This is a genomic window from Thauera sp. JM12B12 (assembly GCF_039614725.1).
GTDB lineage: Bacteria > Pseudomonadota > Gammaproteobacteria > Burkholderiales > Rhodocyclaceae > Thauera.
The window spans coordinates 3,744,637-3,758,734 of the sequence record NZ_CP154859.1; the positions used below are offsets into that span (position 1 = coordinate 3,744,637).

Below are 14,098 nucleotides of genomic sequence, written 5' to 3' on the forward strand. Positions count from 1 at the left end.
AGGCGAAGCGCGCGAAGTATAGCATCGCCCCGTTGGCCCCTTTCCGGGGCGCCCCCTGTCGAAGAGAACATGGACATCACCGAACTGCTTGCCTTCGCGGTCAAGAACAAGGCCTCCGACCTGCATCTGTCGGCGGGGCTGCCGCCGATGATCCGCGTGCACGGCGACGTGCGCCGCATCAACCTGCCGCCGCTCGAGCACAAGGAAGTGCACGCGATGGTGTACGACATCATGAACGACGCCCAGCGCAAGCAGTACGAGGAGAGCTGGGAGTGCGACTTCTCCTTCGCCGTGCCCAACCTCGCCCGCTTCCGTGTCAACGCCTTCAACCAGAACCGGGGCTCGGCGGCGGTGTTCCGGACGATTCCGTCCAAGGTGCTGACGCTGGAGGAGCTCAACTGCCCGAAGATCTTCAAGGAGATCGCCAACCAGCCGCGCGGCATCGTGCTCGTCACCGGCCCCACCGGCTCGGGCAAGTCGACCACGCTGGCGGCGATGATCGACTACGTCAATGAGAACGAGTACGGCCACATCCTCACCGTCGAGGACCCGATCGAATTCGTGCATGAATCCAAGCGCTGCCTGATCAACCAGCGCGAGGTGCACCGCGACACGATGTCCTTCAACAACGCCCTGCGCGCCGCGCTGCGCGAGGACCCGGACGTGGTGCTGGTGGGCGAGATGCGCGACCTCGAGACCATCCGCCTCGCGCTCACCGCAGCCGAGACCGGCCACCTCGTGTTCGGCACCCTGCACACCTCGTCGGCGGCCAAGACCATCGACCGTATCGTCGACGTCTTCCCTGCGGCCGAGAAGGACATGGTGCGCTCGATGCTCTCGGAATCCCTGCGCGCGGTGATCTCGCAGACCCTGCTCAAGACCAAGGACGGCCAGGGCCGGGTGGCGGCGCACGAGATCATGATCGGCACCCCCGCGATTCGCAACCTGATCCGCGAGAACAAGATCGCGCAGATGTACTCCTCGATCCAGACCGGCCAGAACATGGGCATGCAGACGCTCGACCAGTGCCTCGCCGACCTCGTGCGCCGCAACGTGGTGTCGGCGGCCGAGGCGCGCATGAAGGCGCAGAACAAGGACAATTTCGCGGCCTGAGCCGCAGGAGCACCACCAGATGGAACGCGATCAGGCCCTCAAGTTCATGCACGACCTGCTGCGGCTGATGCTGCAGAAGAACGGCTCCGACCTCTTCATCACCTCCGGCTTTCCACCCGCGATCAAGATCGACGGCAAGATCGTGCCGCAGTCGAACCAGATGCTGCAGGCGCAGCACACCGCCGAGCTCGCGCGCGCGATCATGAACGACCGCCAGGCAGCCGACTTCGAGGCGCACAAGGAGTGCAACTTCGGCATCTCGCCGGCCGGCATCGGCCGCTTCCGCGCCAACGCCTTCATGCAGCAGGGCAAGGTCGGGCTGGTGCTGCGCACGATCCCGCAGAAGATTCCCAACTTCGGTGAGCTCGGCCTGCCGCCGGTGCTCAACGACATCGCGCTCGCCAAGCGCGGCCTGGTGATCTTCGTGGGCGGCACCGGTACCGGCAAGACGACCTCGCTCGCGTCGATGGTCGACTACCGCAACGAAAACACCTTCGGCCACATCATCACGATCGAGGACCCGATCGAGTTCCTCCACCCGCACAAGAACTGCATCGTCACCCAGCGCGAGGTCGGCATCGACACCGAATCCTGGGAGGCCGCGCTCAAGAACACCCTGCGCCAGGCGCCCGACGTGATCCTGATGGGCGAGATCCGCGACCGCGAGACCATGGACTACGCCGTCGCCTTCGCCGAGACCGGCCACCTGTGCCTAGCCACGCTGCACGCCAACAGCGCCAACCAGGCGATCGACCGCATCATCAACTTCTTCCCGGAAGACCGCCGCCAGCAGCTGCTGATGGACCTCTCGCTCAACCTGCGCGCGATGATCTCTCAGCGCCTGCTGCCGCTGAAGGACCGCAAGGGTCGCGTGCCCGCGGTCGAGGTGCTGCTCAACTCCCCGCTGATCGCCGACCTGATCTTCAAGGGCAACGTGCCCGAGATCAAGGAGATCATGAAGCGCTCGCGCGAGCTCGGCATGCAGACCTTCGATCAGTCGCTGTTCCAGCTCTACGAGGACGAATTGATCACCTACGAGGACGCGCTGCGCAACGCCGACTCGGTCAACGACCTGCGCCTGCAGATCAAGCTCCACAGCCGTCATGGCGAGCAGGACAGCAGCGGCGGGCTGAAGAACCTCGGCATCCTCTGACGCCGCCCGCCCCCGCGTCGCGGGCTCAGGCGTGCGCGCGCGGCGGGCGGTCGCGGTTGCTGCCCGCCACCATGCGGTACTCGTAGAGCCGGCACTCGAGCGCGCCGTTGAAGAGCGGCGTGCGCCGGCTCGCCTTGAGGCCGATCAGCTTGGGCAGCGCGCTGTCGGCGGTGAAGAAGTAGCAGCGCCAGCCGCCCCAGCGCTGCTTGAGCGCGTCGCCCAGGCGCGGATAGAAGGCGGCCAGTTCCTCGCTCTCGCCGATCCGAACGCCATAGGGCGGGTTCGCCACCATCACCCCCTCGGCCGCCGGCGGCGTGCGCTCGAGCACGTCGGCACGGTCCAGCCGCACGCAGTCGGCCAGGCCCGCCGCGTCCAGGTTCAGGCGGCTGCGCCGCACCCATTCGCCGACGAGATCCGAGCCGAAGACCGGCAGCACGCGCGCCGGCTTGCGGCGCTGTTCGGCGGCGCGGCGCAGCGCCGCCCAGCCCGCGCGGTCATGAATGCGCAGGCGCTCGAAGGCGAAGCTGCGCCCCAGCCCCGGGGCGATGTCGAGCGCCATCTGCGCCGCCTCGATCAGGAAGGTGCCGCTGCCGCACATCGGATCGACCAGGGTTTCGCCCGGCTGCCAGCCGGTCAGGCGCAGGATGCCGGCGGCGAGGTTCTCCTTGAGCGGCGCCTCGACCGCGGCCGGCTTGTAGCCGCGCTTGTAGAGCGGCTCGCCCGAGGTGTCGATGTACAGGGTCGCGGTGTCGGCAGTCAGGAACAGGTGGATGCGCACCGCCGGGTTGGCGGTATCCACGCTCGGCCGCCGTCCGGCGACGGTGCGGAAGTGGTCGCACACTGCGTCCTTCACCCGCAGGGTGATGAATTCCAGGCTCTTCAGCGGCGACTTCTGCGCGGTGACGTAGATGCGGATGGTGTCGTCGGCGGTGAACCACTTCGCCCAGGTGACGCTGTAGGCGAGCTTGTAGATGTCGACCTCGGCGCGGTAGCGCCCCTGCGCAACCCGCCACATCACGCGGGTGGCGAGCCGGCTCTCGAGGTTGGCGCGCTGGCAGGCCAGCCAGTCGCCCTGCCAGCCGACGCCGCCGTGCACCGCCTGCGCATTGCGCGCGCCGAGGGCCGCGAGCTCTTCGGCAAGCAGGTCTTCCAGTCCGCGCGGACAAGGGGAAAAGAACACTTCGGCCATCGAGGGCTCCAGGCACAGATCGGGGGCCCGCATTGTAGCGCCCCGCCTCCGCCGCAGACGCATCGGCGGCCGGCGCCTCGCGGCCAGCCTCGGCGGCACCGCGGCATGCAGCGCAGGAAAGACCGCCCTGATTCCGACGGGCACAAGGTAATATTCACGCGCACTGCGAAGAAAATCCGAGAACAATCCCGTAATCGATCTGCATCGACAAGGCTGACCCCATGCTCTCATCGACGCGCGCGCATGCGCGGCGCCCTCGCGGCCCGGCGGTTCGACTGGTGGTGGCACTCGCCCTTGCGTGGTGCGGAACGACGGCGCTGGCGGAGGACTTCGTGTATGTCGTCCGCCCCGGCGACAATCCCTGGAACCTGACCCAGCGCTACCTCAAGAGCATCGACTACTGGCCGCGCATCCAGGACTACAACCGCATCCTCGAGCCTCGGACCATCCAGCCCGGAACCGTGCTGCGCATCCCGGTCGCCTGGATGCGCGGCGAGCATCGCAGCGCCCAGGTCGTCGACGTGCGCGGCGCGGTCGAGCAGCAGGTCGGAGACGACATCGAGCCGCTCGTTGCCGGCATGACGGTGCGCCCCGGCGCGCTCATCCGCAGTGGCGAGGACAGCAGCCTGACCCTGGAATTTCCCGACGGCAGCCGCAGCCTGGTCGGCGCCAACAGCGAACTGCAGGTGCGCGCGCTCAAGCGCCTCAAGGCCTCGGGCGCGCAGCAGCTCGACCTCGAGCTGCGCGATGGCCGCATCGAAAGCGCCGTGCGTCCGGTGGGACGCGGTGGCGGGCGCTACATCATCCGGACTCCGGCCGCCGTGGCCGCGGTGCGCGGCACGGACTTCCGCGTCACTGCCGAGGGCAGGGCGATGCGCGCGGAGACCCTGGAGGGCGAGATCGCGCTGCAGAACCGCCGCGGCAGCGTGCGCCTGCCCGCAGGCACCGGCACCCAGGTCAGCCCCGGCAGGTCGCCCGAGCGCGCCTCCGCCCTGCTGCCGGCACCCGCGCTCGACGGCCTGCCCGCGGTGATCGACCGCGTGCCCTTCCGCATCCCGATCGAGGCCGTCGCCGGCGCCGTGGGGTATCGCACCCAGCTCGCGCCCGACGCCGACTTCACCGTGCTCGAGTCGGACCGTAGCGGCGCCGAGCCTGCCGTCCTCGGCCGCGCCGGGCTGGCTGACGGCCGTTACCGGCTGCGGGTACGGGCGATCGACGGGCGCGGCCTGGAAGGCCTCGATGGCGGGCGCGAGGTCGTCATCGACGCCCACCCCGAGCCACCTTTCCCGAGCGTGCCCGCACAGGGCGGCTTCGCCACCGACGCGCGCGTGCGTTTCGAATGGGCGCACAACCCCGAAGCCGGCGCCTACCACTTCCAGCTCGCGGCCGACGCCGGCTTCGAGCGCATCCTCGTCGCGCGCGACGATCTCCGCACCGCCTCCCTGGTCCTGGACGAGGACCTGCCTGCCGGTGACTACTACTGGCGCGTCGGCGTCAGCACGGCCGTCGACGGGCGCGGCCCCTACTCTGACGCCCAGCGCTTCCGTCGCCCGGCCGCGGGACCGAGCGCCGAGCCACCGGAGTTCGACGGCGAGCGCCTGCAGCTGCGCTGGCGCGCGGCCGACGACGTCCAGGGCTATGAGGTCGAGCTCTCGCGCAGCGCCGACTTCGCCGCGCCCGAGCATGCCTACGCGACCCGAGAAGCCCTGCTCGACGCGCCCCGCCCGCCCGGCGGCACCTGGTACGTGCGCATCCGCAGCCAGGAAGCGGGCAGCCCGCCCGGCCCGTGGGGCAAGCCACAGCAGATCGAGGTGCCGCACGATCACTGGCGCGCGCTCCTGATCCTGCTGCCCCTGCTGCTCGCGCTATGAGTCCCCTGCGCCTGCTCCAGGCGCTCGCGCCCCATGGCGGCTGGCTGCTCGCGGCTGCGGTCGCGAGCCTTGCCGTGCTCGCCGGCTGGTCTCCGCTCAAGCGCGTCGACCTGGCCGCCTACGACACCCTCGAGCCCCTGTTTCGCGCCGAAGCCCCGGCGCCCGGCGCGGTGGTCATCGCCATCGACGAGGCGACCCTGAGCGCGCTCGGGCGCTGGCCGTGGAACCGCAGCGTGCACGCCGAGCTGATCGACCGCCTCGCCGTGTCGGGGGTGGCCGGGATCGGCATGGCCGTGCTGTTCCCGGAGGCGGCGCCGGGAGACACCGAGCTCGCGCAGGCGCTGGCGGCCTCGGAGCGCGTGGTGCTGCCGCTGGCGCCACGTCACACCGAGGGAGGGGGCAGTGGCGTGAGCGAACTGCTCCCTGTCCCGCAACTGGTCGCGAGCGCTGCGGCCCTCGGCCATGTCGACGTCGAGCTCGACGCCGACGGCCTCGCGCGCCGGACCTTCGCCCGCGCCGGCAGTGCGCATCCACGCTGGGACGCGCTCGCGCTCGCCACGCTCAAGGTCGCGGCCGGCCCCGCGGCCGCTCCCACCCGCGGCGCGCTCGGCGGGCCGGAGGCCTGGATGCGCAGGGTCGCCGCGGCCACGCCCTGGATTCGCGACGGCGAGCTGCTGCTGCCCTATCCCGATGCGGCGAGCGCGCCACGCGTGCTGTCCTACTTCAGCCTGCTCACCCAGCCCGAGCTCGTGCGCACGCTGCGCGGCCAGACCGTGTTCATCGGCGCCACCGCCCACGGCATCGACGGCGGACTGGCGACCCCGGCCTCGCCGCAGGGCCAACCCATGCCGGCGGTCGAATTCCACGCCCGCGCCTTCGAGGCCCTGCGCAACGGGCTCATCTACACGACCGCCAGCCCCGCGTGGACCCTGGCGGCCAGCCTGATCTTCCTCGCGCTCGGCGCGATGCTCATGGACAAGGCCTCGATGCGCGGCGCGCTCGCGCTCGGCGGCCTCGTCCTCGTGCCGCCGCTGGCGAGCGGCGCCGCGCTCGGCACGATGCAGCTGTGGGTGCCGCCCGGTGCCGCGGTGCTCGGCTTCCTGCTCGGCTACCTGATCTGGTTCGCCCGATACCTGCAGCGGACCCGCGGATCGCTGCTCCATGCCCGCCACGACGCCGACGCCACGCTGCGCTCGATCACCGACGCGGTGGTCGCGATCGACGAGGACACGCGGGTGCTGATGATCAATCCGGTCGCCGAACGCCTTACCGGCCTGCGCCGCGAGGAGGCCGAGGGGCGCCTGGTAGGCGAGCTGCTGCGCGAGTTCACCGACCTCACCGCGGATGCGGTGAGCACCGTGCTCGCCGCGCTCAAGCACCGCCAGACCATCCGCCTGCCCGACCCCATCCCCTGGCACAGCCCGGAGGGGCGCGAGTACGCGCTGCGCCTGACCGCGACGCCGGTCGGACAGCCTGGAGAGGGCGCGGTGCTGGTGCTCAACGACGTCACCGAGACGCTCGCCATCACCGCCCGCCTGCAGCACGAGGCCACCCACGACCTGCTCACCGGCCTGCCCAACCGGGCCCTGCTCATCGACCGCCTGCACCAGGCGCTCGCCAATGCCCAGCGCCGCGGCACGCTCGTCGCGCTCCTGTTCGTCGATCTCGACCGCTTCAAGCGCATCAACGACAGCCTCGGCCACTACGTGGGCGACCGGGTCCTGCAGGTGGTGGCCGAGCGCCTGCAGGCATCGGTGCGCACCGGCGATACGGTCGCGCGCTGGGGCGGTGACGAGTTCATCATCCTGATGGACAACCTCCATGATCGCGCGGCCGTGGTCTCGGTCGCCCGCAAGCTGCTCGACCTGCTCGAGCGCGAGTTCGAGGCCGACGGCGACACCGGGCTCGTGCTGTCATGCAGCGTGGGGATCAGCGTCGGTCCGCAGGACAGCGCCGACCCGCAGACCCTGCTGTCGATGGCCGACAAGGCGATGTACCGCGGCAAGGTGGAAGGCGGCGCCAGCTACACCTTCTACGCGCCCGAGATGAACACCTGGTCGCGCGATCGACTGAGCATGGAGTCGGCGCTGCGCCACGGCCTGGTCAGCCGCGAGTTCGAACTCTTCTACCAGCCCCAGATCGATCTCGCCAACGGCCGCCTCACCGGTCTCGAGGCACTCATCCGCTGGCACCGCCCGGGCGCCGGCCTGGTGCGCCCGGACGTGTTCATCCCTGCGGCGGAAGAGAGCGGCATCATCCGCAGCATCGGCGAATGGGCGATCCGCGCGGCCGCCGAGCAGGCAGCACGCTGGCAAGCCGAAGAGCTGCACCCGGTGCCGCTCGCGGTGAACATCTCGGCACGCCAGTGCTCGGACATGGGCGTGGTGGAGGCCATCCGCGAGGCGATCGCCGATAGCGGGCTGGATCCGCGCATGCTCAAGGTCGAGCTCACCGAGTCGACCGCGATGCGCGACCCGGAGCGGGCGGCCGAGCTGCTGCGCCGCATCGACGCGCTCGGGGTCAGCGTCGCGGTGGACGATTTCGGTACCGGCTATTCCTCGCTCTCGCTGCTCAAGCGCTTTCCGATCTCGGAGCTGAAGATCGACAAGAGCTTCGTCGGCGACATCGCCGACGACAACGACGACGCCGCCATCGTCCGCGGCACCATCGCCCTCGCACACGGGCTGGGCATGAAGGTGGTCGCCGAGGGCGTGGAGACCGAGGCGCAGCTCGGCTTCCTCTCCCGCCACCACTGCAACGTCGCCCAGGGCTACCTGTTCGCCCAGCCCCTGCCGGCCGACGAGATCCGCCACTGGCTGCGGTTGCCCCCCCCGCACGCCGCCCGCGCCGTCTTCAACGCACGCACCCAGCACTAGCGGGGCGCCACGCTGCGCGGCCGCCCCCCCAAGAAAACGCGGCCCTGCGGCGCATCGAGGCGTCGCAGGGCCGAATGTGCCCGGGCAGAAGGGAGAGGAGCGCCCGGGCGGGGGAAGGGAGGCGGGGGCTCGGGCTCAGGGATGCCCGGACTTGCCCGCCTTGATGTCGTGATACCACTGCTCGTGGTGTTCGCGCGCCCAGGTCTCGTCGACATGGCCGGTCTTCATCGCCTGGTAGGCGCCTTCGACGCCGAGCGTGCCCATGTAGATGTGGCCAAAGGCCAGGCCCAGCATCAGGATGGCACCGATCGCATGCACGACGTTGGCGGTCTGCATGTCGGCGCGGCTCCAGTCGCCGAGGTTCGGGAAGTCCATGATCAGCCCGGAGATCGCCACCGTGAGGCCGAGGAAGGTGACGCCGAACCAGAACCAGGTCTTCTCGCCGAAGTTGAAGCGGCCGGAGGGCACGTGGCCGCCATCGAGCAGCCCGCCGGCGCGGCGGATCCACACCGCGTCGATCGACTGCCAGACGTTGTCGCGCAGGAAGGCGATGAACATCAGCACCACGAACACGCCGAACAGTGGCCCGACGTAGTTGTGCACCAGCTTGCCGGCGTTGAGCAGCAGGCCCAGCCCGTCATGGCCTACGATCGGGAGCAGCACGTGCTTGCCGAACAGGATCGCCAACCCGGTCACCGCCAGCAGCAGGAAGGTGATCGCCGTGCCCCAGTGCACGAAGCGCTCGAAGCCCGAGAAGCGCTTCATCGTGCGTCCGGTCCTGGCGCCGTGCAGCTTCATCGTGCCCTTGATCAGCCAGAACAGCAGGATGGCCGAGGGCACGAGAATGAGCAGCCAGCCGCCGTAGAGCGTGATCGGGCCGTTGCGCAGCTGGCGCCAGGTGTTGCCTTCGCTCTGGATCAGCACGCCGGCCTCGGGGCCCCGCACGGTCGTGAAATGCGCCTCGCCCGAACGCACCGCGCGCCACACCGGCGCATTGTTGAGCGGACGCTCGACCTGACGTTCGGCCTGGTCGGCCGCCGTGCTGCCGGGCGGACGCTCGGCCGCCTGCAGCGGCAGCGCCGCCGCCCACAGCATGAGCGCGAGCAGCAGCACGGCCAGCCAGCCGCCGTGGCGCACCCGCATCGATGGTGTCGTCATGGCGCTCTCCTCACTGGATGCGGTTGTACTCGGACTGGCCGCGGGCGCGCTCGCGAAGCGCCCTCTCCCAGGCCACGCGGTCGCCCTTGAACTCGCCGCCTTCCCAGGGGCGGGTATCGGGTTTGCCGCGATACTCGCCCTGCTCGTAGACCGTGACCTGGGGCACCTCGCTGCAGGCCGAGAGGCCGAACAGCGCGCAGCCGGCAAGGGCCGCGAGCGCCATCGATTTCAGCTTGCCACTCATGACTGGCCCTCCCGCTTGTGCTCGCGTTCGCGCTTGCGCTCGCCGCCACCGTAGGCGGCATCCCAGCCCCACACCTCGGCGCCGGTGCCGCGGCGCAACACGCGCTCGCGGAAGATGTCGGCCACCACGTTGGCGTCGCCGGCCAGCAGCGCCTTGGTCGAGCACATCTCGGCGCACAGCGGCAGCTTGCCGTCGGCGAGGCGGTTGGAGCCGTACTTCTCGTACTCCGCCGCCGAGTTGGTCTCTTCCGGGCCGCCGGCGCAGAAGGTGCACTTGTCCATCTTGCCGCGCGCGCCGAAGGCCGCCGGGCCGTTGGGGAACTGCGGCGCGCCGAACGGACAGGCATAGAAGCAGTAGCCGCAGCCGATGCACTTGTCCTTGTCGTGGAGCACCACGCCGTCTTCGGTCTTGTAGAAGCAGTCGGTCGGGCACACCGCCATGCAGGGCGCGTCCGAGCAGTGCATGCACGCCACCGAGATCGAGCGCTCGCCCGGCACGCCGTCGTTCATCGTCACCACCCGGCGGCGGTTCACGCCCCAGGGCACCTCGTGCTCGTTCTTGCACGCGGTGACGCAGCCGTTGCATTCGATGCAGCGCTCGGCGTCACAGAGGAATTTCATGCGTCCCATTATTTATTCTCCTCGCCCTCAGGCCTTGCTCACGCGGCACAGGGTGGTCTTGGTTTCCTGCATCATCGTCACCGCGTCGTAGCCGTAGGTGGTGGCGGTGTTGACCGCCTCGCCACGCACGATCGGCGCCGCACCCTCGGGGTAGAACTCGAGCATGTCCTTGCCCTGCCACCAGCCGGAGAAGTGGAAGGGCAGGAAAACCGTGCCCGGCGCCACGCGCTGGGTGACCTGGGCGCGCACCTTGAGCTTCGCCTTGGTCGGCGATTCGACCCAGATGTACTCGCCGTTGCGGAAGCCCGCATCGTTGGCGTCCTTCGGGTTCACCTCGGCGAACATCTCCTGCTGCAGTTCGGCGAGCCAGGGGTTGGAGCGGGTTTCCTCCCCGCCGCCCTCGTACTCGACCAGGCGGCCGGAGGTCATCACCAGCGGGTAGTCCCTGGAGATGTCCTTCACCTTCTCCTGCATCGACTTGTACAGGGTGGGCAGGCGCCAGAACTTCATCTTGTCGTCGTGCGTCGGGTACTTGGCGACCATGTCCGGGCGCGGCGAGTAGATCGGTTCGCGGTGCTGCGGGATCGGATCGGGGAAGTTCCACACCACGGCGCGCGCCTTCGCGTTGCCGAAGGGGTGGCAGCCGTGGTTCTTCATCACCACGCGCTGGATGCCGCCGGAGACGTCGGTCTTCCAGTTCTTGCCCTCGGCCGCGGCCTTCTCGGCGTCGGTGAGCTCGTCCCACCAGCCCAGCTTCTTCAGCAGCACATGATCGAACTCGGGGTAGCCCATCTGCAGGTCGGCGCCCTTGGAGGCCGAACCCTCGCCTGCGAGCAGCGACACGCCGTCCTTCTCGACGCCGAAGTTGGCGCGGAAGTTGCCGCCGCCGTCCATGACGTGCTTGGATGTGTCGTAGAGGTTCGGCGTGCCCGGGTGCTTCATCTCCGGCGTGCCGAAGCAGGGCCAGGGCAGGCCGAAATACTCGCCGTCGCACGGTCCGCCCTGCGCCTTCAGCGTCCTCACGTCGAAGGTGTGCATGTTCTTCATGTGCAGCTTGAGCCGCTCGGGCGACTGGCCGGTGTAGCCGATGGTCCAGGTGCCGCGGTTGATCTCGCGCAGCGTGTCCTCCATGTTCGGCTCGTCCCAGCCCTGGGCGTCCTTCTCGACCTTGATGTTCTTCACGAACTCGTCGGCCCAGCCGAACTTCTTGGCGAAGGCATACATGATGGTGTGGTCGGGCTTGGACTCGAACAGCGGCTCGATGACCTTCTCGCGCCACTGCAGCGAGCGGTTCGAGGCGGTGCACGAGCCAGTGGTCTCGAACTGGGTGCAGGCCGGCAGCAGGTACACGCCGTCCTTCCTCACCATCGCCGCCATCGACGCGGTGGCCGACGGATAGGGGTCGATCACCACCAGGGTGTCGAGCTTCTTCATCGCCTCGACCATCTCGGCGCCGCGCGTCTGCGAGTTGGGCGCGTGCCCCCAGTACACCACCGCGCGCAGGTTGCCCGCGGGCTGGTCGATGAGGTCCTTGTTCTCGAGCACGCCGTCGATCCAGCGCGACACCGTGATGCCGGATTTTTCCATCATCTCCTGCGAGGCGTAGCGGCTCTTGACCCACTCGTAGTCCACCCCCCATACGCCGCACCAGTGCTTCCACGAGCCGGCGGCGAGGCCGTAGTAGCCGGGCAGCGAGTCGGGGTTGGGGCCGACGTCGGTCGCGCCCTGCACGTTGTCGTGACCGCGGAAGATGTTGGCGCCGCCGCCCGACTTGCCGATGTTGCCGAGCGCGAGCTGCAGGATGCAGGAGGCGCGCACCATCGCGTTGCCGATCGTGTGCTGGGTCTGGCCCATGCACCAGACGATGGTGGAGGGGCGGTTCTCGGCCATGGTGCGCGCGGCCAGCAGCATCTGGTCCTCGGGCACGCCGCAGGCTTCTTCCACCTTGTCCGGCGTCCACTTGGCGAGCACCTCGTCGCGGATCTTGTCCATGCCGAACACGCGATCCTCGATGTAGCGCTTGTCCTCCCAGCCGTTCTGGAAGATGTGGTACAGCAGGCCGAACAGGAAGGGCACGTCGGTGCCCGAGCGGATGCGGATGTACTGGTGCGCCTTGGCCGCGGTGCGGGTGAAGCGCGGGTCCACCACGATCATCTTCGCGCCGTTTTCCTTGGCGTGCAGGATGTGCAGCAGCGACACCGGGTGCGCCTCGGCCGCGTTCGAGCCGATGAACAGCATCGCCTTGGCGTTCTGCATGTCGTTGTAGGAGTTCGTCATCGCGCCGTAACCCCAGGTGTTCGCCACGCCGGCCACCGTGGTGGAGTGGCAGATGCGCGCCTGGTGGTCGGTGTTGTTGGTGCCCCAGAAGGAGACGAACTTGCGCAGCAGGTAGGCCTGCTCGTTGTTGTGCTTCGACGAGCCGATGAAGTAGACGGCGTCGGGGCCGGACTCCTCGCGGATCTTCAGCAGGCGGTCGCCGACCTCGTTCATCGCCTGTTCCCAGGAGATCTTCTGGTACTTGCCGTCGACCAGCTTCATCGGGTACTTCAGGCGGTATTCGCCGTGGCCGTGCTCGCGCAGCGAGGCGCCCTTGGCACAGTGCGCGCCGAGGTTGATCGGCGAGTCGAACACCGGCTCCTGATGCACCCACACGCCGTTGCGCACCACGGCGTCGGCGGCGCAGCCCACCGAGCAGTGGGTGCAGATGGTGCGGCGGATCTCGGCCTTGCCCTCGGCGCGCGAGGCGCCCGCGGGCGCGGCGGCATCGGCGGCGCCGATGAAGTTGTAGGGCAGCTGGGTGGCGAGCGCGCCGGCGCCCACGCCGAGGCCGGAGCGCTTGAGGAAGGCGCGGCGGTCCATGGTCTGGCCGAGCGCACGGGCGGCAGCGCCACGCAGGCGCCGCGCGCTGGTGGCGGCGGTCGCGGATTTCTTCGTCAACATCCTCGCGTCCTCCTCAGATCCGCGTCGTGCGGTAGTAATTGCGCATATGCGCGCTCACGCCCTGGTCGGCGGCCTCGCGGCGCGCGTCCTCGACCACCCGGGCGGTGACCGGCGACGCCTGCGCGGCAGTCGCGGCCAGCGCAGCGGCGCTGGCGGCACTGCCGGCGCCGATCGCGGCCAGGAAGTTGCGGCGCGACAGCTTGGTGGTTTCGTCCTTCATCCTCGCTCTCCCCTCTAAGTGCCGGAGCGGCCCGTGCCGGCCCGGCATCGTCTCGATGGCAACCGCGCTCAGTGCGCTTCCGCCTCCAGCATGTCGAACGCCTGGCGCTCGATGTCCATGAAGGCCGCCAGCAAGCCGCCGACCTTCGCGTAAAAATCCGCCCCCGGTGCCGCCGCCAGCGCGCCGGCGAACTGCGCGTACCAGGGCGCGATGTGGCGGCTGAAGAACCGCTGCTGGCGCATCAGCCCGGCCTCGTCCGGCCCGGTCAGCACCAGGTGGCGCATGACCTCGGCGAGCGCGGCGATGTGGTCCTCGGTCTCGGTGACGCCCGGCCGGCGGCCGAGGCCGAGTTCGGCGAGGTCGTCGCGCAGTTCGGCGAGCGGCTCTTCCTGCAGGAAGCCGGTGAGGTACCAGGAGCCATTGCACATGACCTCTGGCTTGCCGACGCTGACGAATAGCGCGTCGAATTCGTCGGCCACCGTCGCCAGCGGCATCGACTGCGCCACGGCGCCGAGCGCGGCCCAGGCGCGCGGCAGGTCACCGCCTTCGCCACCCAGCGTGCGTCCGGCCTGCGCGAGCGCAGCCAGCAGCGCGGCATCGGGGGCGGCGTGGAACAGGCGGGCGAGCAGCGCGTAGTGCTCGGCGCGCGCGCGGTCCTCGTCCGACCAGGTCGGCTGCGGCTGGAGGGCGATCGTGGCGTCTTTCATTCGGCGT

The 14,098-nt window shown here is 69.6% G+C and carries 11 protein-coding genes; 4 read left to right on the plus strand and 7 right to left on the minus strand.

The annotated features are described in order from the left end of the window. Window positions 1–69: 69 nt before the first annotated feature. Window positions 70–1,113, plus strand: coding sequence for a type IV pilus twitching motility protein PilT (locus tag AAG895_RS17020; RefSeq protein ID WP_345793162.1), 1,044 nt, complete (start codon window positions 70–72; stop codon window positions 1,111–1,113). 19 nt (window positions 1,114–1,132) lie between these two features. Next, window positions 1,133–2,266, plus strand: a complete 1,134-nt coding sequence (locus AAG895_RS17025; RefSeq protein ID WP_345793163.1) for a PilT/PilU family type 4a pilus ATPase — start codon at window positions 1,133–1,135, stop codon at window positions 2,264–2,266. 25 nt (window positions 2,267–2,291) lie between these two features. Here AAG895_RS17025 and AAG895_RS17030 read toward each other — a convergent pair whose 3' ends face one another. Beyond that, complete coding sequence (locus tag AAG895_RS17030; protein ID WP_345793164.1) at window positions 2,292–3,455, minus strand: THUMP domain-containing protein; 1,164 nt, start codon at window positions 3,453–3,455, stop codon at window positions 2,292–2,294. Between the two features lie 281 nt (window positions 3,456–3,736). Here AAG895_RS17030 and AAG895_RS17035 point away from each other — a divergent pair, with 281 nt between their 5' ends. Further along, window positions 3,737–5,326, plus strand: a complete 1,590-nt coding sequence (locus AAG895_RS17035) for a FecR domain-containing protein (protein WP_345793165.1) — start codon at window positions 3,737–3,739, stop codon at window positions 5,324–5,326. Beyond that, the gene (locus AAG895_RS17040; RefSeq protein ID WP_345793166.1) at window positions 5,323–8,202 is read left to right on the plus strand and encodes an EAL domain-containing protein; all 2,880 of its coding nucleotides are present in this window, start codon (window positions 5,323–5,325) and stop codon (window positions 8,200–8,202) included. The genes AAG895_RS17035 and AAG895_RS17040 overlap by 4 nt, the downstream gene beginning before the upstream one ends. 135 nt (window positions 8,203–8,337) lie before the next feature. On the opposite strand, the gene AAG895_RS17045 is transcribed toward AAG895_RS17040, so the two are convergent. The 6 genes from AAG895_RS17045 to AAG895_RS17070 form a co-directional block, all read right to left on the minus strand. Continuing rightward, the gene (locus AAG895_RS17045) at window positions 8,338–9,360 is read right to left on the minus strand and encodes a formate dehydrogenase subunit gamma (protein ID WP_345793167.1); all 1,023 of its coding nucleotides are present in this window, start codon (window positions 9,358–9,360) and stop codon (window positions 8,338–8,340) included. A 10-nt stretch (window positions 9,361–9,370) separates the two neighbouring features. Beyond that, window positions 9,371–9,604, minus strand: coding sequence for a hypothetical protein (locus AAG895_RS17050; RefSeq protein ID WP_345793168.1), 234 nt, complete (start codon window positions 9,602–9,604; stop codon window positions 9,371–9,373). Beyond that, window positions 9,601–10,233 (minus strand): formate dehydrogenase FDH3 subunit beta, encoded by a 633-nt coding sequence (gene fdh3B, locus AAG895_RS17055; protein WP_345793169.1) that lies wholly within the window; start codon window positions 10,231–10,233, stop codon window positions 9,601–9,603. Before fdh3B ends, AAG895_RS17050 begins: the two co-directional genes overlap by 4 nt. Before the next feature lie 18 nt (window positions 10,234–10,251). Continuing rightward, window positions 10,252–13,164 carry a formate dehydrogenase subunit alpha gene (locus AAG895_RS17060; RefSeq protein WP_345793170.1) on the minus strand — a complete coding sequence of 971 codons (2,913 nt, stop codon included), beginning with the start codon at window positions 13,162–13,164 and terminating at the stop codon, window positions 10,252–10,254. Window positions 13,165–13,177: 13 nt separating this feature from the next. After that, window positions 13,178–13,384: a hypothetical protein gene (locus tag AAG895_RS17065; RefSeq protein WP_345793171.1), complete on the minus strand. Its 207-nt coding sequence runs from the start codon at window positions 13,382–13,384 to the stop codon at window positions 13,178–13,180. 68 nt (window positions 13,385–13,452) lie between these two features. After that, a complete protein-coding gene (locus AAG895_RS17070; protein WP_345793172.1) occupies window positions 13,453–14,091 on the minus strand; it encodes a molecular chaperone TorD family protein in 639 nt (212 codons plus the stop codon). Window positions 14,092–14,098: the final 7 nt, after the last annotated feature.

What these genes read in the sequence shown, in the direction of transcription:
- AAG895_RS17045 (WP_345793167.1), bottom strand. Translation starts at nt 9,360, where the DNA reads ATGACGACACCATCGATGCGGGTGCGCCACGGCGGCTGGCTGGCCGTG.
- AAG895_RS17070 (WP_345793172.1), bottom strand. Translation starts at nt 14,091, where the DNA reads ATGAAAGACGCCACGATCGCCCTCCAGCCGCAGCCGACCTGGTCGGAC.
- AAG895_RS17030 (WP_345793164.1), bottom strand. Translation starts at nt 3,455, where the DNA reads ATGGCCGAAGTGTTCTTTTCCCCTTGTCCGCGCGGACTGGAAGACCTG.
- AAG895_RS17065 (WP_345793171.1), bottom strand. Translation starts at nt 13,384, where the DNA reads ATGAAGGACGAAACCACCAAGCTGTCGCGCCGCAACTTCCTGGCCGCG.
- AAG895_RS17050 (WP_345793168.1), bottom strand. Translation starts at nt 9,604, where the DNA reads ATGAGTGGCAAGCTGAAATCGATGGCGCTCGCGGCCCTTGCCGGCTGC.
- AAG895_RS17040 (WP_345793166.1), top strand. Translation starts at nt 5,323, where the DNA reads ATGAGTCCCCTGCGCCTGCTCCAGGCGCTCGCGCCCCATGGCGGCTGG.
- AAG895_RS17060 (WP_345793170.1), bottom strand. Translation starts at nt 13,164, where the DNA reads ATGTTGACGAAGAAATCCGCGACCGCCGCCACCAGCGCGCGGCGCCTG.
- AAG895_RS17020 (WP_345793162.1), top strand. Translation starts at nt 70, where the DNA reads ATGGACATCACCGAACTGCTTGCCTTCGCGGTCAAGAACAAGGCCTCC.
- AAG895_RS17025 (WP_345793163.1), top strand. Translation starts at nt 1,133, where the DNA reads ATGGAACGCGATCAGGCCCTCAAGTTCATGCACGACCTGCTGCGGCTG.
- fdh3B (WP_345793169.1), bottom strand. Translation starts at nt 10,233, where the DNA reads ATGGGACGCATGAAATTCCTCTGTGACGCCGAGCGCTGCATCGAATGC.